Here is a 20,192-nt window from a genome sequence, read left to right on the forward strand (position 1 = left end):
CGCCTTTGAGCAGCAGCGCTTTGGCGAGGCGGTGGCGGCCTGGGAGATGATGCTGAAGCTGCTGCCGGCGGGTGACGCCCGGCGGGCGGTGATAGAGCGCAGTATCCGGCTGGCGCAGGAGAAATAAGACCCTGACGGCCCGGTGGCGTGGCGCCATCGGGCCTGGCTATCCCAACGATACGCTAAAGCCTGAAAGTGAAGCCCGTGTGCAGTATGATGACGAGCATCGTCTCTTATCAGGACATCCCATGAAACAAATCACCTTTACGCCGCGCCATCACCAGCTTACCAACACCAATACCTGGACACCTGACAGCCAGTGGCTGGTCTTTGATGTGCGGCCTTCAGGCGCGTCATTTACGGGCAAGACTATTGAGCGTGTCAATGTGCATACCGGCGACGTGGAGGTGATTTATCGCGCCGTGCAGGGCGCGCATGTCGGTGTGGTGACGGTGCATCCTGCCGACAATCACTATGTGTTTATTCATGGCCCTGAAAACCCTGATGAGACGTGGCATTACGATTTTCACCACCGCCGGGGCGTTATTGCAACGCCGGGGGGCGTGACTAACCTCGATGCGATGGATATTACTGCGCCGTATACTCCCGGCGCGCTGCGCGGCGGCAGCCACGTCCATGTGTTTAGCCCGAACGGCGAGCTGGTGAGTTTTACCTATAATGACCACGTTCTGCATGAGCGAGATCCGGCGCTGGATCTGCGTAATGTCGGCGTGGCCGTGCCGTATGGGCCGGTTACGGTGCCGGTTCAGCATCCGCGCGAATACAGCGGTAGCTACTGGTGCGTACTGGTTAGCCGCACGACGCCTGCGCCGAGACCTGGCAGCGATGACATTAACCGCGCCTATGAAGAGGGCTGGGTGGGCAACAGCCAGATCGCCTTTATTGGCGATACGCTGTCGCTGACGGGCCAAAAAGTCCCGGAGCTGTTTATTGTCGATTTACCGTGTCATGAAAACGGCTGGAAACAGGCAGGCGACACGCCGCTGACGGGAACCGAATCAACAATGCCATCGCCGCCGTTGGGCGTAGTTCAGCGGCGTCTTACCTTTACTCACCAGCGTGTTTATCCTGGACTCACTAACGAACCACGCCACTGGGTCCGCAGTAATCCGCAGGCGACGGCGATCGCCTTTTTGATGCGGGACGATAACGGCGTAGCGCAACTGTGGCTGATATCGCCTCAGGGAGGCGAGCCCCGGCAGTTAACGCATCATGCGACCGGCGTACAGTCAGCGTTTAACTGGCATCCGTCGGGTAAATGGCTGGGACTGGTGCTGGAAAACCGGATTGCCTGCTGCGACGCACAAAGTGGGAGGATCGACTTCTTAACCGCCAGGCACGACAACCCGCCGTCTGCGGATGCCGTCGTTTTTTCACCGGATGGGCGACACGTCGCATGGATGGAAGAGGTGAAAGGGTTCCGTCAGCTATGGGTGACGGAAACCGGGCGATAAATCAGGGAGGAGGCATCTTCGCCGGGGGGATGACGGCATTGGTCATTTTCGTCTCCTCCTCGCTTTTCTCTACGCGCGATCTTACCGAACTGTCTTTGCGGAAGATGTCCCACGGCAGAAGGATCGTATCCATCACGGCGGTAAACGGCATATCCAGGATGGCCAACGATTTTGTGCCCCAGTTTGTCTCATCGTTACCGATCATCGTAGCGCTGGCGCGCGTGCCAGGATAAGTACCCTCTTTACCGCCGGTGTGCGACATGACGCTTGAACAACCGCCTAATAAAAGCATCCCATTCCATATTATCAGCGTTAACCACACGTTTTTTATCATCACTCATTCATCTGTTGGTTGTCGTTATTTGCATGATGAGTTATAGCGATCCGTTGCTAAAAATAACATCACCAGTACGTGGCACTGTGGCGGTAATCGCACTTTAACAATCAGTGCTGTCCCAACCAGTCTATGCAATAGCCAATAAACTGCAAAAAAAAGTCGGATTAAAATACTTGAAAAGTACGTATTCAGACCCATTTATAAGACGTAGTGAATAGAAGGGCACGCCTGATGGGTGTTCTGGCAATCCTGGCCTGTCCATGATGGAAGGTCTGACATTCTCGCTGATTTCAGGAGTTTATGATTATGCGTAACTTTGATTTATCCCCGCTGTACCGTTCTGCCATTGGTTTTGACCGTCTGTTTAACCTGCTTGAAAATAACCAAAGCCAAAGTAATGGCGGCTACCCTCCGTATAACGTTGAGCTGGTAGACGAAAACCACTACCGCATCGCCATTGCCGTTGCCGGTTTCGCGGAAAGCGAACTGGAGATTACCGCCCAGGATAATTTACTGGTGGTAAAAGGCGCTCATGCGGACGAGCAGAAAGAACGTACTTACCTGTATCAGGGCATTGCCGAGCGTAACTTTGAGCGTAAGTTCCAGTTAGCGGAGAACATTCACGTTCGCGGCGCAAACCTGGTCAACGGGCTGCTGTATATCGAACTGGAGCGCGTGATTCCGGAAGCGAACAAACCGCGCCGTATCGAAATTAACTGATTCCGTCGGGTCGCGTTGCGCGGCCTGTCATCCCATGCTCGCCGTCAGGGAGCATATTCGCACGTAAAGTGTGAAGGTAAAACTCGCTTCTTAGAAGGAGAAATGATTATGCGTAACTACGATTTATCCCCACTGCTGCGTCAATGGATCGGTTTTGACAAGCTGGCCAATGCGCTGCAAAACAGCGGCGAAAGCCAGAGCTTCCCGCCCTATAACATCGAAAAAAGCGACGATAACCATTATCGCATTACCTTAGCGTTAGCCGGTTTCCGTCAGGAAGATCTGGATATTCAACTGGAAGGCACGCGCCTGACGGTGAAAGGTACGCCGGAACAGCCGGAAAACGAGCCCAAATGGTTACATCAGGGCCTGGTCATGCAGCCTTTTAGCCTGAGCTTTACGCTGGCTGAGAATATGGAAGTTTCCGGCGCGACGTTTACCAACGGCCTGCTGCATATTGATTTAACCCGCAACGAGCCGGAAACCATTGCGCCGCAGCGTATCGCCATTAACGAACGCTCCGCATTAAATAGCTAATGAGCTCCTTGCCTTGCCCCGCCAGAGATGGCGGGGCTTTTTTGTGCCACGAAAAAGGGTAAGACGCTGCCGAAGTCAGGACGTCTGGGCGGTTTTGTAACATGAGAATGTGCGCCATGCTGTATATATGCCTTAACGGTTCAGTCATAATCCCTATAAATTGAAATGTTACTCACAGGGAAGAAAAGATGAGTGATATCGCATTGACGGTCAGCGTTCTGGCGTTGGTGGCGGTTGTCGGTTTATGGATCGGCAACATTAAAGTGCGCGGTGTCGGCTTTGGTATTGGCGGCGTTCTGTTCGGCGGTATTATCGTCGGCCACTTCGTCGATCAGGCTGGGGTGACGCTGAGCGGCGATATGCTGCACTTTATCCAGGAATTCGGCCTGATCCTTTTTGTTTATACCATCGGCATACAGGTGGGGCCGGGGTTTTTCGCCTCGCTGCGCGTTTCCGGGCTGCGTCTCAATCTGTTTGCTGTTCTGATTGTGATTATGGGCGGGTTGGTCACCGCGATTCTGCATAAAATTTTCGCTATTCCGCTGCCGGTGGTGCTGGGAATTTTCTCCGGCGCAGTCACCAATACGCCTGCGTTAGGGGCGGGTCAGCAAATCCTGCGCGATCTGGGAACGCCAGTGGATCTGGTAGATCAGATGGGGATGAGCTATGCGATGGCGTATCCGTTTGGCATCTGCGGTATTTTGCTCACCATGTGGCTGATGCGGCTGATTTTTCGCGTTAACGTTGAGGCGGAGGCGCAGAAGCATGAATCCTCTCTCGCTAACGGTCATTCATTAATTCAAACAATGAATATCCGTGTCGAGAATCCGAACCTCAATAATATGGCTATTCAGGATGTGCCGATCCTGAACAGCGATAAAATCATTTGCTCACGCCTGAAACGCGACGACACGCTGATGGTGCCGTCGCCGGGGACGATTATCCAGGCAGGCGACCTGCTGCACCTCGTCGGCCAATCTACCGACCTGCATAACGCGCAACTGGTGATCGGCAAGGAAGTGGACACCTCGTTGTCGACGCGCGGCACGGATTTACGCGTCGAGCGTGTGGTCGTCACCAACGAAAAAGTGCTCGGCAAACGTATCCGCGATTTGCACTTTAAAGAGCGTTATGACGTGGTTATCTCCCGCCTTAACCGCGCGGGCGTTGAGCTGGTCGCCAGCAGCGACGCTAGCCTGCAGTTTGGCGACATTCTCAATCTGGTGGGGCGTCCTGCCTCGATTGATGCGGTAGCCAATGTGGTCGGCAACGCGCAGCAAAAACTCCAGCAGGTGCAGATGCTGCCGGTGTTTATCGGCATCGGATTAGGGGTTCTGCTTGGGTCAATCCCGTTGTTTGTGCCAGGATTCCCGGTCGCGTTAAAACTGGGGCTGGCTGGCGGGCCGCTGATCATGGCGCTAATTTTGGGGCGTATCGGCAGCATCGGTAAGCTGTACTGGTTTATGCCGCCGAGCGCCAACCTCGCGCTGCGTGAATTAGGCATCGTTTTGTTTCTGGCGGTCGTTGGGCTGAAATCCGGCGGCGATTTTGTCGATACGCTGACACAGGGCGAAGGATTAAGCTGGATTGGCTACGGTATTTTCATCACCGCAATTCCGTTGATTACCGTCGGTTTGCTGGCGCGGATTTTTGCCAAAATGAACTATCTGACGCTATGCGGGATGCTGGCCGGTTCGATGACCGATCCGCCAGCGCTGGCATTTGCCAACAATCTTCATGCCACCAGCGGCGCGGCGGCGCTCTCTTACGCGACCGTCTATCCGTTAGTGATGTTCCTGCGTATTATCACGCCACAACTGCTGGCGGTGATTTTTTGGGGAATGGGTTAGCGCCTGATGGCGCGTTGCTTATCCGGCCTATGCACTGTGTTAAATCCAGGCTGGATAACGCGCGCCGCACCGGCCACACTTCTGCTCTTCTTCTTATCTTCTTCCTCAATGAACGCGCTAATCAGCGTAATGGCAACGAGCATAATTCCAATTTTTTTCAGTTAGTTATCAATCTTCATCGCCTTTTTTTTCGTCGCGACGGGTGGTTTTTCAGCTTTTAATTCGGCAATAATGCCTTTCCTGGCGGTGGCGTTGAAAAAGGTCGCAACTGAAATGAAAAATAGCGGGAATGAGCGTGGTTGCGCCAAAACGCATCACCAGTGAACTACAGTTATTTTGCAATAAGATTCCCTTGCTGCGGGATAATGTGAAGCATATCAGCAACAACGTGAGTGGTATTCTGAAAACGAACGGGAATACATAAGAACGTAAAAGGAGTCGTCATGAAGATTTCCCGCCTCGGAGAAGCGCCGGATTATCGCTTCTCACTGGCAAATGAGCGCACCTTTCTGGCGTGGATTCGCACCTCGCTGGGATTTCTGGCGGCAGGCGTCGGTCTTGATCAGCTCGCCCCGGATTTTGCCACGCCGGTGATCCGTGAACTGCTGGCGCTACTGTTGTGTCTGTTTGCGGGCGGCCTGGCGATTTATGGCTATCTACGCTGGTTACGTAATGAAAAAGCGATGCGTCTGAAAGAGGATTTGCCTTATACCCATAGCCTGTTGATCATCAGCGTTATTTTGATGATTGTCGCGGTGATTGTAATGGGGCTGGTACTGTATGCCGGATAGTCGTAAAGCCCGTCGGCAGAACGATCCGGGACTGCAACCGGAGCGTACGTCGCTGGCCTGGTTTCGCACGCTGCTGGGATACGGGGCGTTAATGGCGTTAGCCGTCAGGCACCACTGGCATCAGGCGGGGTTCTTGTTCTGGGTGTCGATCAGCGTTCTGGCGATAGTGGCGGTGATTCTTTGGCGTTATACCCTGAGTCGTAATTTGATGGATGTCGCGCATAGCGATTTTTCCGAAACTCATGTCGTGCGTGACAAATTTTTGATCTCCCTCGCGGTGTTGTCGCTCGCAATCCTGTTTGCTGTTACCCATATTCGCCAACTTATTGCATTTATCGGGAATTTTATATGACAGGACGTCAGGACATTGTCGTGAGTGATGACCAGATTCAGGTCGTCGTAAATCGCCAGAATAGCCAGCGCCCTCAGCAACTGTACCGTAACTTACAACGGCTCGGCATTCGCAATGTCCATTTTATCCCATTGTTGGAACATGACCGGAACGGAATGTTGACCGAGGATTCATTGTGTTCAGCAGACTGGGGGCGGTTTTTAAATAGCGTATTTGATATTTGGGTACGTGAAGATATTCAGCGTATCTCGGTTCGCCTTTTTGATGAGACGCTACAGCAGTGGTGCGGCGGCAGGAATGGCGCTGAAGCGCCGGACAAGGTGCCGCTAAGCGCTGAATGTCAGAAGTGCTCTTTATTACGATTTTGCGGCGGCGGATGCCCTGAGCATCGGGATAGCCAGGGGAAAAATCAGCTTTGCGAGGGCTACCAGACCTTTTTTAACTACTCCTCGCCGCATATGCGGGTGATGCGGGATTTACTGAAGCAGCATCGCTCGCCGGAGGAGTTGATGGCGATGCTGCGTTAACGTCACAGGCCTGATAAGCGTAGCGCCATCAGGCGATGGCGTGCCGGATGGCGCTGCCGTCTTTCCGGCACTGAGTGAGTATTAGCGTCCTTTTGCCAGGTATTGTTCCATTTCATCTTCCGGCACCATGCCGCCCCCGGTTGCCCATACCAGATGCGTCGCGTTGCCGAGCTGCGTCTGACTGAATCCATGCCTTTGCTGATACGCGGCGGCGGCGCAAATGCGCTGTGGTCCGGCCATCCCCGCCAGAGCTGATGGCTCCAGTCGAATTCCTTCCTCCTGCGCCAGCCAGCCCAGCATGTCATACATTGTTTGATCGTCTAAGGTATAAAGGCCGTCAAGCAGACGCTCCATTGCCCGCCCAACAAAGCCCGAAGCGCGACCTACCGCCAGGCCGTCAGCCGCCGTCAGGTTATCAATACCGATATCTTGTACTGAGATGGCATCGTGCAGACCGGTATAAACGCCGAGTAACATGCAGGGTGAATGGGTCGGTTCGGCAAAGAAACAGTGGACGTTGTCGCCAAACGCCAGTTTCAGGCCAAAGGCGACGCCGCCAGGGCCGCCGCCAACGCCGCACGGCAGATAAACAAACAGTGGGTGACTGGCGTCAACGACGCGTCCCTGTTGAGCGAATTGCGCTTTCAGACGCTGACCCGCTACCGCATAGCCCAGAAATAGCGTGCGAGAGTTTTCATCGTCGATAAAGAAACAGTTTGGATCGGATTGCGCTGCTTTACGGCCCTGCTCAACCGCCACGCCGTAATCATCTTCGTATTCTACGACCGTCACGCCGTGGCTACGCAGCTTCGCTTTTTTCCAGGCGCGGGCGTCGGCAGACATATGTACCGTCACTTTAAAACCGATGCAGGCGCTCATGATACCGATCGATAGCCCCAGATTGCCGGTTGAACCGACGGCGATACTGTACTGGCTGAAGAATTGTTTAAATTCCGGCGAAAGCAACACGCTATAGTCATCGTCGGTGGTTAACAGACCCGCCTCCAGCGCCAGTTTTTCCGCGTGCGTTAGCACCTCGTAGATGCCGCCGCGCGCTTTAATGGAACCAGAGATTGCCAGGTGACTGTCTTTTTTTAACAGCACTTCACCGTCGATCGTTTGCCCATACTCTTTTTCCAGCCGCTTTTGCATGGCCGGAATAGCGACCACGTCAGATTCGATCATGCCGCCAGCGGCAGCGGTTTGCGGAAACGCTTTCGCCAGATACGGCGCAAAGCGCGCCAGACGGTCATGGGCGGCGTTTACGTCCTGCTCCGTCAGGCCGACATACGGTAGACCTTGTGCAAGAGAGGTGGCGCCCGGGTTAAACCAGGTGGTTTCTTTGAGGGCGACCAGATCCTCGACCAAAGGATACCGGGCGATGAGCTTTTGTATGTTTTCCATAGTACGTCTCTTTACGATCAGATGATAAAGGAAAGCAGGAATGTGCCAGCCAGTGCAACGACAGATGCGATAAACGTGGCCGTCGTATAGTATTTAAACGTTTCATTCAGCGTAGCGCCGCAATACTGCTTGACTAGCCAGAACAGGGAATCGGTCACGATCGTGCAGCCAATGGCGCCGGAACCAATGGCAATCGCAATGATCTCCGGGCTGACGTCAGGATAGAGCGGCAGCATGGGCGCAACAATCGCGGTGGCGCCCATCATCGCCACCGTCGCAGATCCGACCGCCGCGTGCAGAATCAGCGCTACCAGCCATGCCAGCAGAATCGGGTGCATATGCATATTTGAGAGGATCACCGCCAGCGTGTCCGCCAGCCCGCTACTTTTGAGAATGGCGTTGAACGCGCCGCCCGCGCCGATAATCAGCAGGATGTTCGCAATGGCGCCAAAGCCGTTTTCGGTGTGGGTAAGTAGTGTGCCCATACCCATATGCTGGCGCAGACCGAGTATGTAATACGCCACAAAGACAGCGATAAACATTGCGGTGATCGGATTACCGATAAACTCCAGCAGCGTATACAACGTGCCGTCTTTCGCCATATTCAGTTCAGCGACGGTTTTCACCAGCATCAGGCCAATCGGCAGCAGAACGGTAAACAGCGTTGCGCCCAGCGACGGCAGGGTGTTTTCGGCGCGCACTTCAAGATCCGCAAACTCTGTCGGTACGGGCTTGAACGGCAGACGATTACCCAGAAACTTTAAGAACAGCGGACCGCCGACCAATGATGCCATCAGCCCGACCAGTAGACCGTAGACAATCACCGAGCCGATATCCGCCCCCAGTTTATTTGCGACAAACAGCGCAGCCGGATGCGGCGGTACCACGCAATGGACGGCCATCAGCGCGGTACACAGCGGAATGGCCAGCTTCAGCAGCGAGGTATGGGTCTTTTTAGCGATAGAAAACGCCAGTGGGATGAGCAACACGACGCCCACTTCCACGAACAACGTGATACCGCAAATCAGCCCCACCAGTACCATGATCACGTCAGCAGAGAGCCAGCGGCAGCGCTGGAGCGTAAGCCCGATGCGTTCCGCCGCGCCGGAAACCTCCATCATTTTGCCGAGGATGGTGCCAAGACCGATAACGGCGGCCAGAAAACCGAGCGTACCGCCTATTCCGTTTTCTATCGCCGTGACCATCTCCAGCGGCCCCATGCCCATCATCGCGCCGACAAAGAAACTGGCGAGCAGTAACGCCAGGAAGGGGTGGAATTTAAACTTCACGATGGTCAATACGATTAACACGATGCTGATCAGCAGCGTGCTCACTACCCAGATTTGAGCGTGCATATCTCACCTACCCTGTGATTAATCTGTTCTTATTGGACAGAAAAACAGCACCTCCTGACAAACGATATAATTTGCCATTCACATGATGTAAATTGAATCAACTATGTGATTTCCATCTAATATTGCCTTTATTTTGCGATATGGTTCATTTTGCTTCATCTATGTGCGGATTTTTTCAGCGTGTTTTTTTACACTTCGGGAAATTAAAAGATGACTGAGGTTGCCATGGAACCCCTTCGCGATACCCGAAACCGCTTACTCAACGGTTGGCAGTTATCCAAACTCTATACTTTTGAAGTCGCGGCCAGACACCAGTCCTTTGCTCTGGCGGCAGATGAGCTGTCGTTAAGCCCAAGTGCGGTAAGCCATCGTATCAATCAACTGGAAGCCGAGTTGGGAATCCAGCTATTTGTCCGCTCTCACCGTAAAGTGGAGCTTACCCATGAAGGCAAACGGGTATTCTGGGCGTTGAAATCGTCGCTGGATACGTTGAATCAGGAAATCCTCGATATCAAAAATCAGGAACTGTCCGGCACGTTGACCGTGTATTCCCGTCCCTCTATCGCCCAGTGCTGGCTGGTGCCCGCGCTGGGGGACTTTACCCGTCGCTATCCGTCAATTTCTCTCACTATGCTGACCGGCAACGATAACGTTAACCTACAGCGTGCCGGCATTGACCTGGCTATCTATTTTGACGATGCGCCGTCGGCGCAGCTCACGCACCATTTTTTAATGGATGAGGCGATTTTGCCCGTTTGCAGCCCGGATTACGCCCATCGTTTCGCCTTGCAGGACAACCTGAATAACCTGCGGCACTGTACGCTCTTACACGACAGACAGGCGTGGAGTAACGATTCGGGCACCGATGAGTGGCACAGTTGGGCGCAGCATTTTGCAGTAAATTTGCCGGATTCATCCGGCATTGGCTTCGATCGTTCTGATTTAGCGGTGATTGCCGCGATGAACCACATTGGCGTGGCGATGGGGCGTAAACGGCTGGTGCAAAAGCGTCTCGACAGCGGAGAACTGATTGCGCCTTTTGGTGACATGAGGCTGAAATGTCATCAGCATTATTATGTCACCACTCTGCCTGGCAGGCAGTGGCCGAAAATCGAGGCATTTATTCGCTGGTTGCAGGAACAGGTGTGAAGATTTATTACGCTTTGTCGCTACACCTGCCGGGAGTGAATATGCTAAATACGTGCTATCACCGTGGTAAAAATTTTAGGGGGCGTCGTGTTTAAACCGCTTATTGCCTCTCTCATGCTGACCAGCGCGGTCGTCTATGCGAAACCGATGCCTTTGACGGCGGCGCGCTATGCGCAGCAGCTTGGCGTTGGGATGGATGTTGACTGGGCGCGAACGGAACGGGGTATCCGCGAGTTTGATCCGCTGGTCGTGCGGGATTTTAAGGCAAAAGGGTTAACGCATGTCCGTATCCGTGTGGCAGGCGCGCCGACGGAAGCGCGCCTCATCCATTTGCGTAAGCTGGTAGAGGCCTGCGAATACTATGGCGTCATACCCATTATTGCCTATCAGGCGGATGCGTATAAAACCGATCCCAGCGCCAGCCATGAAAAGGAGCTGATCAACTGGTGGAGCGTGGTCGCGCGCTATTTTGGTCAGACATCCCCGCTTCTGGGGTTCGATCTCATTTATGAGCCTGCCGACAAACTTAATCATAATATGGCGTCGCTGAATCGCGTATATGACAAAACCATCAGCCTGATTCACGCCATTGACCCACAGCGGATGATTTTCGTTGCCCCCCGCATGCGCGCCGCGCCGGAGGATTTGTCGGCGCTTAAACTGCCGGCGCAAAGCCAGAACTATGTACTGGCGGAGTGGCACATCTTCCCGTGGGGACCCCTGAAAAGCGGCGGTAAATATCCGTGGACGTCAGGCACGGCGGCGGAAAAAGCGGCGATTCGGGCACGGATTAACGCTGCGGTTCGCTGGCAGCATAAGACCGGCCATGCAAGCTGGGTGGGAGGATGGGCGCCGGGAGAGTCGATAAAAATGACGCCGGTCGCTTCACAGTTCGCGTTTGCCCGTTTTATGGCCTGCGAGCTGAAAAAAGCGCATATCCCGTATGCGATAAACGCGGATACTCAGTTTTATGACGGCGAAGAAGGAGCGTGGCGTCCGGCGCAGGAGCCCCTGCTCAATGCGATGATCGCGCCGGAATGTGAAACGCCCGGCAAAAAGCCGGGCGAGGGGAACGTTAAACCGTCTGTCCCTGATGCGATATCCGTGACGCCAGCGGCAGCCAGCACGCCAGGATCAGCAATCCCATAAGGGTCATCAACAGTCCCAGACTGCCCTGACCGTTTTGCGGCAACATTGCCGAAAGCCACGCCAGTACGCCGGAACCAATATTTTGCAGCCCGCCGACCAGCGCGCCAGCGGTGCCTGCGAGGAACGGAAACGGCTCCATCGCGCCGCTGGTGGCCAGTGGAAATAACATCCCGGCGCCGAAGAAAAACAGCGCAGCGGGGATGAGTAGCGTCCAGACGTTCATCACGCCAAACCAGCCGGGAATCCACATCATAAGGCCTGCCAGCAGACAGCAGATAACTGACTGCCACATCAGGGTTGAGAAGCGTTTATTCGGGCGTCCGGCAAACCAGGCGCCGAAGAACGCCGCCGGAATCGGCAGAATAAACAGAATGCTTACCACCATACTGCTGAGACCTAATACTGCCCCCATCAGCACGCCGGAACAGGCTTCAAAGACCGCAATGCCAGCCAGCCCGCCGATTAGCATCAGCAGGTAACAGTTAAATGCGCCGTTACCAAACAGCGTTTTATAGCTGGCGATCAGCCGTGTGCGCGGCGCGCCGGCGGGGCGGGTTTCCGGCATCCAGCGCGCCATGCTGAAGGTGACGCCAGCGCAAAGCACCAGCAGGAAAGCGTAACACGCGCGCCAGTTCCACAGGGTATCCAGCAGACCGCCAATCAGCGGCGCTAACAGCGGGCTGACCAGAATCCCCATATTTAACAGACTATTGGCGTGACGAAGTTGCGTTCCTTCATACAGATCGCGCGGGAGCGTTCTCGCCATTACTCCGCCAACGCCGGTTCCCATCCCTTGCATGGCGCTGGCGGCAATCAACACCGTCAAACTATGCGTGGTCATGGCGATCAGAGTCGCTACCATAAAAATAGACATGCCGACGAGGATTACCGGGCGGCGCCCAACCCGGTCGGAAAGCGGGCCGTAAAACAGTTGCGAGACGCCGTAGGTCAGGAGGTAAGCAGCCATTACGCTCTGGACGGCGCCTTCCCGGACGTTTAGCGCTTGTGCCATATCGGCGATGGCGGGAATATAAATGGTTTGCGCCATCTGCCCTACGGCCACCAGTAACACCAACATCAACAACAAATTGACGTTTCTCTGCCTTTTCATTTCGCTGATTACTTTTCAAAAAAAGAAAAAATAAGAATAACTTGCTGCGCATTCCCATAAATGCGAGAGGAATCTATCACACCAGAAAAAGAAGGCCAGACAGCAACCAGCAATGGCAGACGAAGGAACGGCAGGATATGTAAACAAAAGCGGCAACAAATGTTGCCGAGAATGTGTTACGTCTGTGGCTGTTATTGGGCAATCATGACAGACGGAGTAAAATCGCCCCGAGGGCAATCCCGCCTGCCGCCACCAGACGTAGCCCGGCCACTTTCTCTTTAAGCAACAGCCAGGCTATCAGCGCGCCGAATAAAATCGACGTCTCACGCAGCGCGGCGACCACCGCCAGCGGCGCCTGGGTCATGGCCCATAGCGCCAGCCCATAAGATCCCATAGTGCCAATCCCGCCAAAAATGCCTTTTTTCCACTGTTGCGCCAGATAACGCGACGCTTCCCGCCGCCGCGCAATCATCGCCCAGGTTAACAGGCAGGCGCCGTTGAGAAAAAATGACCATAGCGTATAGCCCAGCGCCGTTTCGGAGAGCCTTACGCCGGCCCCGTCCACCAGCGTATATCCGGCAATAAAACAGGCGTTAGTTAATGCCAGCACGACACCACGTTGAGAGCTGGCGCGGCCATTACAGGCCATCCCAAGTATCGCCATGCAGATCACTGCGATGCCGACCCAGGCCATCGACGACAGGCTGTCGCCAAGAAACAGAACGCTAATGAGCGCCACCAGCAGCGGCGCGGTGCCGCGCATAAGAGGATAGGTCTGGCTCATGTCCGAGACCTGATAGGTTTTCGCCACCAGGACGGTATACACCACCTGGAGCGCGGTAGAGGCCGCTAAAAAAGGGATACTGGCGTGAGCTGGCTGCGGCGAGAAGGGCAAAAGGATCAATGCCATGACCGCCGCGGAACCGCTGACGCCGATCGCGGCGTAGAGCTTATCGTTTCCCGCTTTGACAATGGCGTTCCAGCTGGCATGTAGCAGCGCGGCGAACAGCAAAATGCAGAAAACGGAAAGGGTCATAGCGTCAGGCGTCGTTGAGGGTGTCATAAAAACGTAACATACCCGGGAAGCGAAAGACCAGCGGATAAGGTGAAAGGGGAGCGGTTGCCCGCTCCCCTTCGGTGCGGCTTGAATCTGAATTACTTAAGGTATTTCAGAACAGCATCAAGCAGTTGCAGTGCTGCAACAATGAGTTTCAGGATAAGAATGGTGATATCCACTACGCTCATACGCGTCTCCTGTGGTTAAGGAGCACTGCCAGCCGACGTACCTTTCCGCTGCCTGTTGTCAGCTGTTGCGCACGCGATCCCTTTTGCGAGGAATAGTGTGCGTGTTGACATAACACAGTGTGCTCACGAGGGGGTTAAGGCGCTGACGGCACCACCCGTTTCAGCCAGGACTTCGTTGCGCCGGTTTACGATGCGGCCCCCGCATAACACATTGTGTCAAAGACATTATAGTTAAGCACTGTATAAATTAACAGTAATTTATAGACAGAACGAAGCTTCTGATCCATACTCAAATTCATCAAAATTCGCGCCGAAATTGCGCGTTCTGCACAGAACGCGTATACTTCTGCTGTTGACATAACACAGTGTGCTTCGCGGCTACCACCCGCATTACGCTGTAAGAACCTCGCTTCGGCGAGGTTTTTTGTTTTCCGGCATTGTGAAACGCGTAATCATCAATCCCGGCGATTACCGGAGGGCGCTACGCTTATTACGCCTATACTCAAAACGTGTAAATTCGTAGAAAAATGTGATCGCTGACGCATTTTTGTGCAGATGAAAATTTTTCCGTTGTCATGCTGAAAGCGCTGTGCTTGTATAAAACGTGTTAATAACAAACAGACAAGGCCCCTAATGAACCCTTCCATGCTGAACGCGACCCTACTAACAACTGCGCCATCTCGCGCAGTGGTCGTCGTGCGTGTGGTGGTGGTCGTCGGCAATGCGCCGTAGGGTCCGGAACACACACGATTCCAAAACCCCGCCGGCGCAAACCGGGCGGGGTTTTTTGTTTAAGACACCTTCCCGGAACGTCGGCTCAGAATAAAAGGAATGGAGCATGGCAAGTTCGGGCACAACATCTACACCTCAGCGCTTTACGGGCGCGGAATTTATTGTTCATTTTCTGGAGCGCCAGGGGATTCGTATCGTCACCGGCATTCCCGGCGGTTCGATCCTCCCCGTTTACGACGCGTTAAGCCAAAGCACGCAAATCCGTCATATTCTGGCGCGCCATGAACAAGGCGCGGGGTTTATTGCGCAGGGGATGGCGCGAACGGAGGGTAAACCTGCTGTTTGTATGGCCTGTAGCGGACCGGGCGCGACCAATCTGGTCACGGCTATTGCCGATGCGCGCCTGGATTCCATTCCGTTAATCTGCATTACCGGGCAGGTTCCGGCGTCCATGATCGGTACTGACGCGTTTCAGGAAGTGGATACCTACGGTATCTCTATCCCCATCACCAAGCACAACTATCTGGTCAGAAATATCAATGAGTTGCCTCAGGTGATGAGCGATGCTTTTCGTCTGGCGCAGTCGGGGCGTCCCGGCCCGGTGTGGATAGACGTTCCTAAAGATGTGCAGACGGCGACAATTGAGCTGGATGCGTTGCCGTCGCCGGCGGAAAAATCACCCCCGCCGGAGTTTAGCGCGGAGAGTATCCGCGAGGCCGCCGCAATGATTAACGCGGCGAAGCGTCCGGTGCTGTATCTGGGCGGCGGCGTGATCAATGCGCCGACACGCGTGCGCGAACTGGCGGAAAAAGCGCAACTGCCGACGACAATGACCTTAATGGCGCTGGGAATGCTGCCTAAGGCGCATCCGCTGTCGTTAGGAATGCTGGGAATGCACGGCGCGCGCAGTACCAATTTTATTCTGCAAGAGGCCGATTTACTGATTGTCCTGGGCGCGCGTTTTGATGACCGGGCGATTGGCAAAACGGAGCAGTTTTGTCCGAACGCCAAAATCATCCATGTGGATATCGATCGCGCCGAGTTAGGCAAAATTAAGCAGCCGCATGTGGCTATTCAGGCGGATGTCGATGATGTACTGGCACAGTTAATTCCCCATATCGAGGCACAGCCGCGGGAAGCATGGCATCAGTTGGTGGCGGACTTGCAGCAAGAATTCCCTTGCAGTATTCCCCAGGAAAATAACCCGCTTAGTCACTATGGGCTGATTAACGCGGTCGCCGCCTGTGTGGACGACAACGCGATTATTACCACTGACGTAGGTCAGCATCAGATGTGGACCGCGCAGGCTTATCCGCTCAACCGTCCGCGTCAGTGGCTGACTTCCGGCGGGCTGGGCACCATGGGGTTTGGTCTGCCCGCGGCGATTGGCGCGGCGCTGGCGAATCCGGGCAACAAGGTGCTGTGTTTTTCCGGCGACGGTAGTTTGATGATGAATATTCAGGAGATGGCTACCGCCAGCGAAAACCAGTTGGATGTGAAAATTATCCTGATGAATAACGACGCGCTGGGACTGGTACATCAGCAACAGAGTCTGTTCTATAAACAGGGCGTTTTTGCGGCAACCTATCCGGGGAGCATCAACTTTATGCAGATTGCCGCCGGGTTTGGTCTGGATACCTGTGATTTGAATAACGAAGCCGATCCGCAGGCGGCGTTGCAGGCTATCATTCGTCGTCCTGGACCGGCGTTGATCCATGTGCGCATTGATGCAGAAGAAAAAGTGTATCCGATGGTGCCGCCGGGCGCGGCAAATACAGAGATGGTGGGGGAATAAGCCATGCAGAAACAATCACATGATAACGTTATTCTGGAGCTGACCGTTCGCAACCATCCTGGCGTGATGACCCACGTCTGCGGGCTGTTCGCCCGACGCGCTTTCAACGTTGAGGGTATTCTCTGTTTACCGATTCAGGGTAGCGATCAGAGCCGCATCTGGCTTCTGGTCAATGACGATCAGCGGCTTGAACAGATGATCAGTCAGATCGATAAACTGGAAGATGTGGCGAAGGTGGTACGAAACCAGTCCGATCCCACCATGTTCAATAAAATTGCCGTCTTTTTTGAGTAAGTTATTCACTTTCCGAATCAGGCGTGATGACTTTGACGGAACCATTCCGACAGTGAACGGCATAATCTGTCGGTAATGGGCGATCGCTAATCAGGACATCAAAGGCAGAAAGCGGACCAATGCTGGCAGGCGCGACCTCATCAAACAGGGCGTGACGCGCCAGCAAAATTTTGCGCAGACCGCGCTCCATCGCTTTACGTTTGGCGGCAAGATCATCCGGGTTAAACCAGCTCACGCCAAAATGTTCATGTACGCCGCTGGCGGAAATAAACACTTTGCGCGGATTGAGCGAATCCAGCGCCGAAGGATTATTGGCATCATAAAAGGCATCGCTCTTGGCCCGATAGGTGCCGCCGCACAAAATCGCCGTGGCATTAGGCTTTTCATTCAGCGCGATAAATACCCGATGCGAGTAGCAAATCCCGGTAAAGGTAATATCATCCGGTATCATGCTGATGACTAATGGCATTTCCGGACCGTTATCAAAAAAAACCAGATCGTTTTCACGCACCAGGCCGGCGGCCAGGATCGCAACGGGAAGGTCGTCCCGATGATGCGTTTTTTTCGCCGGCAGCGGCATATTGGTTGAAGATGCAGGCTTATTTACCATGACGATATAGCCGCCGAGCAGCGTCAGCGGTAAAGGGTCATCATCCTGGCTGAGATCGCGGCGAATGGTCATCACCGAAACTTCCAGCATCCGCGCGGCGTCTTTCAGATGGATTCGATCGGTCTTTTTCAGTAACTCCATCAAGCGTCGGATACGTTCTTTTTGCTTGGTCTCCATTCACCCTCTCCGCAAATCATGTTGTTATGTTCCATCAGTAACATTTATGTGTTTCTGAGAACATTACAGTGTGGCACTACTATACGTCTGGCCGTCAGGAAATAAAAGTGGGTTTATTCGCGTTTTATAACAATAAATAGTTAATTTTCAGTAAATTGTAACCCTAAAAATGATTTGTTCCGCCAGGGATTGTTCACGCAGTAAATGGCAAAATGATCCTCTAATCGCGATCATAGTCACAAATGATACGGAAGTAACATGATAATGTTATTTTAATATCATTGTCGTGTGACGATTTCTGAGAGGGAGTAAAATGGATATCGCGGTTATTGGCTCTAACATGGTGGACCTTATCACCTACACCAACCAGATGCCTAAAGAAGGGGAAACTCTGGAAGCGCCGGCGTTTAAAATCGGCTGCGGCGGAAAAGGGGCGAACCAGGCCGTGGCGGCCGCTAAGCTCAATTCAAAAGTATTGATGTTGACCAAAGTGGGCGACGATATTTTTGCCGACAACACCATTCGTAATCTCGAATCCTGGGGGATCAATACGACGTATGTAGAAAAAGTACCGTGTACCAGCAGCGGCGTAGCGCCGATTTTCGTCAACACCAACTCCAGCAACAGCATTCTGATCATCAAAGGCGCTAACAAGTTTCTCTCGCCGGAAGATATCGATCGCGCGGCGGAAGATTTAAAAAAATGCCAGCTTATTGTTCTGCAACTGGAAGTTCAGCTTGAAACGGTTTATCACGCAATAGAATTTGGCAAGAAACACGGGATTGAAGTGTTATTAAACCCTGCGCCAGCATTACGGGAATTAGATATGTCTTATGCCTGTAAATGCGATTTCTTTGTACCCAATGAAACCGAGCTGGAAATATTAACCGGTATGCCAGTGGATACCTATGACCATATTCGCGCAGCGGCACGTTCGCTGGTAGATAAAGGGCTGAACAATATTATTGTCACCATGGGCGAGAAAGGCGCGCTGTGGATGACGCGTGACCAGGAAGTCCATGTTCCGGCGTTTAGAGTGAACGCTGTTGATACCAGCGGCGCGGGCGATGCCTTTATCGGCTGTTTCGCGCATTACTACGTCCAGAGCGGGGATGTGGAAGCCGCCATGAAAAAAGCCGTCCTCTTTGCCGCTTTCAGCGTCACCGGGAAAGGCACCCAATCCTCTTATCCAAGTATTGAGCAATTTAATGAGTATCTTTCGTTGAACGAATAACAATCACCCTGCACTGTTAAAGGTAGCACTATGAACGATAAAAACATCGTTCAGATGCCCGACGGGTATCTGAATAAGACACCTCTGTTCCAGTTTATTTTGTTATCCTGTTTATTCCCATTATGGGGATGCGCAGCCGCGTTAAATGATATTCTGATTACGCAATTTAAAAGTGTATTTTCGCTGAGCAACTTTGCTTCGGCATTAGTACAAAGCGCCTTTTATGGCGGTTATTTTTTAATTGCTATTCCGGCCTCGCTGGTCATTAAAAAAACCAGTTATAAAGTGGCGATACTTATCGGCCTGACGCTATACATTGTCGGCTGTACGCTCTTTTTCCCGGCGTCGCACATGGCGACCTACACCATGTTCCTCGCGGCGATTTTCGCCATTGCGATTGGCCTGAGTTTCCTGGAAACGGCGGCGAACACCTACAGTTCGATGATCGGGCCGAAAGCCTACGCCACGCTGCGGCTGAATATCAGCCAGACCTTTTATCCGATCGGCGCGGCGGCAGGCATTTTATTGGGTAAGTATCTGGTCTTTTCCGAAGGGGAAAGCCTGGAAAAACAGATGGCGGGCATGAATGCCGAGCAAGTCCACAACTTCAAGGTGCTGATGCTGGAAAACACTCTGGAACCCTATAAGTACATGATTATGGTTCTGGTAGTGGTGATGGTACTGTTCCTGCTGACGCGTTTCCCGACCTGTAAAGTCGCGCAAACCGCGAGTCATAAACGCCCCTCGGCGCTGGATACGTTACGCTATCTCGCCAGCAACGCCCGTTTCCGTCGCGGTATTGTGGCGCAGTTCCTGTATGTGGGAATGCAGGTGGCGGTCTGGTCGTTCACTATCCGTCTGGCGCTGGAGTTAGGCGATATCAATGAGCGCGATGCCTCAACCTTTATGGTCTACAGCTTCGCCTGCTTTTTTATCGGCAAGTTTATCGCCAACATTCTGATGACACGCTTTAACCCGGAAAAAGTCCTGATCCTTTACTCCGTTATCGGCGCGCTGTTCCTGGCCTATGTAGCGCTGGCGCCCAGCTTTAGCGCGGTATACGTGGCGGTGCTGGTCAGTGTTCTGTTTGGCCCCTGCTGGGCGACCATTTATGCCGGAACGCTCGATACCGTCGATAACGAGCATACCGAAATGGCGGGGGCGGTGATCGTGATGGCGATTGTCGGCGCGGCGGTGGTTCCCGCGATTCAGGGCTACGTGGCGGACATGTTCCACTCGCTACAGCTCTCATTCCTGGTTTCCATGCTGTGCTTTGTTTACGTTGGCGTTTACTTCTGGCGCGAAAGCAAAGTGCGCGGCAACCTGGCTGAAGTCGCCGCGTCCTGAG

At 53.5% G+C, this 20,192-nt stretch carries 21 protein-coding genes, 2 pseudogenes and 1 other annotated feature; of the genes and pseudogenes, 15 read left to right on the forward strand and 8 right to left on the reverse strand.

Annotated features, from left to right (window positions below; genetic code table 11):
- Both J4650_RS13920 and J4650_RS13925 read left to right on the forward strand, forming a co-directional pair.
- A pseudogene (locus J4650_RS13920) lies at positions 1–127 on the forward strand (cytochrome C biogenesis protein); the annotation flags it as partial.
- Positions 128–248: 121 nt separating this feature from the next.
- Positions 249–1,475, forward strand: a complete 1,227-nt coding sequence (locus tag J4650_RS13925; RefSeq protein WP_000809946.1) for a DUF3748 domain-containing protein — start codon at positions 249–251, stop codon at positions 1,473–1,475.
- Position 1,476: 1 nt separating this feature from the next.
- Here the strand turns inward: J4650_RS13925 and J4650_RS13930 are convergent, their stop codons facing one another.
- Positions 1,477–1,809: a YceK/YidQ family lipoprotein gene (locus J4650_RS13930; protein WP_001675643.1), complete on the reverse strand. Its 333-nt coding sequence runs from the start codon at positions 1,807–1,809 to the stop codon at positions 1,477–1,479.
- 242 nt (positions 1,810–2,051) lie between these two features.
- Positions 2,052–2,125, forward strand: a sequence feature (ROSE (Repression Of Heat Shock gene Expression) occurs in the 5'-region of heat shock genes and acts as an RNA thermometer to modulate expression.).
- Between J4650_RS13930 and ibpA the strand changes: the two genes are divergently transcribed.
- The 6 genes from ibpA to J4650_RS13960 all read left to right on the forward strand — a co-directional run bounded on the left by ibpA (position 2,119) and on the right by J4650_RS13960 (position 6,589).
- The gene (ibpA, locus tag J4650_RS13935) at positions 2,119–2,532 is read left to right on the forward strand and encodes a small heat shock chaperone IbpA (RefSeq protein WP_001532742.1); all 414 of its coding nucleotides are present in this window, start codon (positions 2,119–2,121) and stop codon (positions 2,530–2,532) included. (Overlaps the previous feature by 7 nt.)
- 108 nt (positions 2,533–2,640) lie before the next feature.
- Positions 2,641–3,069, forward strand: coding sequence for a small heat shock chaperone IbpB (ibpB, locus tag J4650_RS13940; protein WP_001246919.1), 429 nt, complete (start codon positions 2,641–2,643; stop codon positions 3,067–3,069).
- A 188-nt stretch (positions 3,070–3,257) separates the two neighbouring features.
- Positions 3,258–4,919: a putative transporter gene (locus tag J4650_RS13945; protein ID WP_001279793.1), complete on the forward strand. Its 1,662-nt coding sequence runs from the start codon at positions 3,258–3,260 to the stop codon at positions 4,917–4,919.
- A gap of 443 nt (positions 4,920–5,362) precedes the next feature.
- The gene (locus J4650_RS13950; protein ID WP_000703964.1) at positions 5,363–5,710 is read left to right on the forward strand and encodes a YidH family protein; all 348 of its coding nucleotides are present in this window, start codon (positions 5,363–5,365) and stop codon (positions 5,708–5,710) included.
- Positions 5,700–6,062, forward strand: a complete 363-nt coding sequence (locus J4650_RS13955) for a DUF202 domain-containing protein (protein WP_001113454.1) — start codon at positions 5,700–5,702, stop codon at positions 6,060–6,062. The genes J4650_RS13950 and J4650_RS13955 overlap by 11 nt, the downstream gene beginning before the upstream one ends.
- Positions 6,059–6,589: a radical SAM protein gene (locus tag J4650_RS13960; protein ID WP_000147832.1), complete on the forward strand. Its 531-nt coding sequence runs from the start codon at positions 6,059–6,061 to the stop codon at positions 6,587–6,589. The genes J4650_RS13955 and J4650_RS13960 overlap by 4 nt, the downstream gene beginning before the upstream one ends.
- A gap of 81 nt (positions 6,590–6,670) precedes the next feature.
- Here J4650_RS13960 and dsdA read toward each other — a convergent pair whose 3' ends face one another.
- Together dsdA and dsdX are read right to left on the reverse strand one after the other, a co-directional pair.
- Positions 6,671–7,993, reverse strand: coding sequence for a D-serine ammonia-lyase (gene dsdA / locus J4650_RS13965; protein WP_000427993.1), 1,323 nt, complete (start codon positions 7,991–7,993; stop codon positions 6,671–6,673).
- Positions 7,994–8,010: 17 nt separating this feature from the next.
- Complete coding sequence (gene dsdX, locus J4650_RS13970; RefSeq protein WP_000543314.1) at positions 8,011–9,348, reverse strand: D-serine transporter DsdX; 1,338 nt, start codon at positions 9,346–9,348, stop codon at positions 8,011–8,013.
- Positions 9,349–9,573: 225 nt separating this feature from the next.
- On the opposite strand from dsdX, the gene dsdC reads away from it, so the two are divergent.
- Positions 9,574–10,497, forward strand: a complete 924-nt coding sequence (dsdC, locus tag J4650_RS13975; protein WP_001522218.1) for a DNA-binding transcriptional regulator DsdC — start codon at positions 9,574–9,576, stop codon at positions 10,495–10,497.
- 63 nt (positions 10,498–10,560) lie between these two features.
- Positions 10,561–11,646: a cellulase family glycosylhydrolase gene (locus J4650_RS13980; protein ID WP_124234978.1), complete on the forward strand. Its 1,086-nt coding sequence runs from the start codon at positions 10,561–10,563 to the stop codon at positions 11,644–11,646.
- Here J4650_RS13980 and emrD read toward each other — a convergent pair.
- From emrD to J4650_RS14000, 4 genes and pseudogenes are all read right to left on the reverse strand, one after another.
- Entirely contained in the window at positions 11,573–12,757 is a 1,185-nt protein-coding gene (gene emrD / locus J4650_RS13985; RefSeq protein WP_000828743.1) for a multidrug efflux MFS transporter EmrD, read from the reverse strand. The genes J4650_RS13980 and emrD overlap by 74 nt on opposite strands.
- A 202-nt stretch (positions 12,758–12,959) precedes the next feature.
- Positions 12,960–13,820: a DMT family transporter gene (locus J4650_RS13990; RefSeq protein WP_072102951.1), complete on the reverse strand. Its 861-nt coding sequence runs from the start codon at positions 13,818–13,820 to the stop codon at positions 12,960–12,962.
- Between the two features lie 92 nt (positions 13,821–13,912).
- Positions 13,913–14,002, reverse strand: coding sequence for a type I toxin-antitoxin system toxin TisB (gene tisB / locus J4650_RS13995; RefSeq protein ID WP_000117642.1), 90 nt, complete (start codon positions 14,000–14,002; stop codon positions 13,913–13,915).
- Positions 13,999–14,113 (reverse strand): annotated as a pseudogene (locus J4650_RS14000) (hypothetical protein). Before J4650_RS14000 ends, tisB begins: the two are co-directional and overlap by 4 nt.
- 522 nt (positions 14,114–14,635) lie before the next feature.
- Here J4650_RS14000 and ivbL point away from each other — a divergent pair.
- From ivbL to ilvN, 3 genes are all read left to right on the forward strand, one after another.
- The gene (gene ivbL / locus J4650_RS14005; RefSeq protein WP_001541152.1) at positions 14,636–14,734 is read left to right on the forward strand and encodes an ilvB operon leader peptide IvbL; all 99 of its coding nucleotides are present in this window, start codon (positions 14,636–14,638) and stop codon (positions 14,732–14,734) included.
- A 106-nt stretch (positions 14,735–14,840) separates the two neighbouring features.
- Complete coding sequence (ilvB, locus tag J4650_RS14010) at positions 14,841–16,529, forward strand: acetolactate synthase large subunit (protein ID WP_000168439.1); 1,689 nt, start codon at positions 14,841–14,843, stop codon at positions 16,527–16,529.
- A 3-nt stretch (positions 16,530–16,532) separates the two neighbouring features.
- Entirely contained in the window at positions 16,533–16,823 is a 291-nt protein-coding gene (ilvN, locus tag J4650_RS14015) for an acetolactate synthase small subunit (protein WP_001171826.1), read from the forward strand.
- A gap of 1 nt (position 16,824) precedes the next feature.
- Here ilvN and J4650_RS14020 read toward each other — a convergent pair whose 3' ends face one another.
- Entirely contained in the window at positions 16,825–17,610 is a 786-nt protein-coding gene (locus J4650_RS14020; RefSeq protein ID WP_000448638.1) for a DeoR family transcriptional regulator, read from the reverse strand.
- Positions 17,611–17,923: 313 nt separating this feature from the next.
- Here J4650_RS14020 and rbsK point away from each other — a divergent pair, with 313 nt between their 5' ends.
- The gene (rbsK, locus tag J4650_RS14025) at positions 17,924–18,844 is read left to right on the forward strand and encodes a ribokinase (RefSeq protein WP_023993455.1); all 921 of its coding nucleotides are present in this window, start codon (positions 17,924–17,926) and stop codon (positions 18,842–18,844) included.
- 30 nt (positions 18,845–18,874) lie between these two features.
- Positions 18,875–20,191, forward strand: a complete 1,317-nt coding sequence (fucP, locus tag J4650_RS14030; protein WP_000998359.1) for an L-fucose:H+ symporter permease — start codon at positions 18,875–18,877, stop codon at positions 20,189–20,191.
- The last annotated feature ends 1 nt before the right edge of the window (position 20,192 follow it).

The organism is Salmonella sp. 32120201201600049SM (assembly GCF_017572835.1).
Taxonomy (GTDB): Bacteria; Pseudomonadota; Gammaproteobacteria; order Enterobacterales; family Enterobacteriaceae; genus Salmonella; species Salmonella enterica.

Bases quoted from the DNA above. Each gene is read 5' to 3' on its own strand.
- J4650_RS13925 (WP_000809946.1), top strand. From the start codon at position 249: ATGAAACAAATCACCTTTACGCCGCGCCATCACCAGCTTACCAACACC.
- J4650_RS13930 (WP_001675643.1), bottom strand. From the start codon at position 1,809: ATGATAAAAAACGTGTGGTTAACGCTGATAATATGGAATGGGATGCTT.
- ibpA (WP_001532742.1), top strand. From the start codon at position 2,119: ATGCGTAACTTTGATTTATCCCCGCTGTACCGTTCTGCCATTGGTTTT.
- ibpB (WP_001246919.1), top strand. From the start codon at position 2,641: ATGCGTAACTACGATTTATCCCCACTGCTGCGTCAATGGATCGGTTTT.
- J4650_RS13945 (WP_001279793.1), top strand. From the start codon at position 3,258: ATGAGTGATATCGCATTGACGGTCAGCGTTCTGGCGTTGGTGGCGGTT.
- J4650_RS13950 (WP_000703964.1), top strand. From the start codon at position 5,363: ATGAAGATTTCCCGCCTCGGAGAAGCGCCGGATTATCGCTTCTCACTG.
- J4650_RS13955 (WP_001113454.1), top strand. From the start codon at position 5,700: ATGCCGGATAGTCGTAAAGCCCGTCGGCAGAACGATCCGGGACTGCAA.
- J4650_RS13960 (WP_000147832.1), top strand. From the start codon at position 6,059: ATGACAGGACGTCAGGACATTGTCGTGAGTGATGACCAGATTCAGGTC.
- dsdA (WP_000427993.1), bottom strand. From the start codon at position 7,993: ATGGAAAACATACAAAAGCTCATCGCCCGGTATCCTTTGGTCGAGGAT.
- dsdX (WP_000543314.1), bottom strand. From the start codon at position 9,348: ATGCACGCTCAAATCTGGGTAGTGAGCACGCTGCTGATCAGCATCGTG.
- dsdC (WP_001522218.1), top strand. From the start codon at position 9,574: ATGGAACCCCTTCGCGATACCCGAAACCGCTTACTCAACGGTTGGCAG.
- emrD (WP_000828743.1), bottom strand. From the start codon at position 12,757: ATGAAAAGGCAGAGAAACGTCAATTTGTTGTTGATGTTGGTGTTACTG.
- J4650_RS13990 (WP_072102951.1), bottom strand. From the start codon at position 13,820: ATGACACCCTCAACGACGCCTGACGCTATGACCCTTTCCGTTTTCTGC.
- tisB (WP_000117642.1), bottom strand. From the start codon at position 14,002: ATGAGCGTAGTGGATATCACCATTCTTATCCTGAAACTCATTGTTGCA.
- ivbL (WP_001541152.1), top strand. From the start codon at position 14,636: ATGAACCCTTCCATGCTGAACGCGACCCTACTAACAACTGCGCCATCT.
- ilvB (WP_000168439.1), top strand. From the start codon at position 14,841: ATGGCAAGTTCGGGCACAACATCTACACCTCAGCGCTTTACGGGCGCG.
- ilvN (WP_001171826.1), top strand. From the start codon at position 16,533: ATGCAGAAACAATCACATGATAACGTTATTCTGGAGCTGACCGTTCGC.
- J4650_RS14020 (WP_000448638.1), bottom strand. From the start codon at position 17,610: ATGGAGACCAAGCAAAAAGAACGTATCCGACGCTTGATGGAGTTACTG.
- rbsK (WP_023993455.1), top strand. From the start codon at position 17,924: ATGGATATCGCGGTTATTGGCTCTAACATGGTGGACCTTATCACCTAC.
- fucP (WP_000998359.1), top strand. From the start codon at position 18,875: ATGAACGATAAAAACATCGTTCAGATGCCCGACGGGTATCTGAATAAG.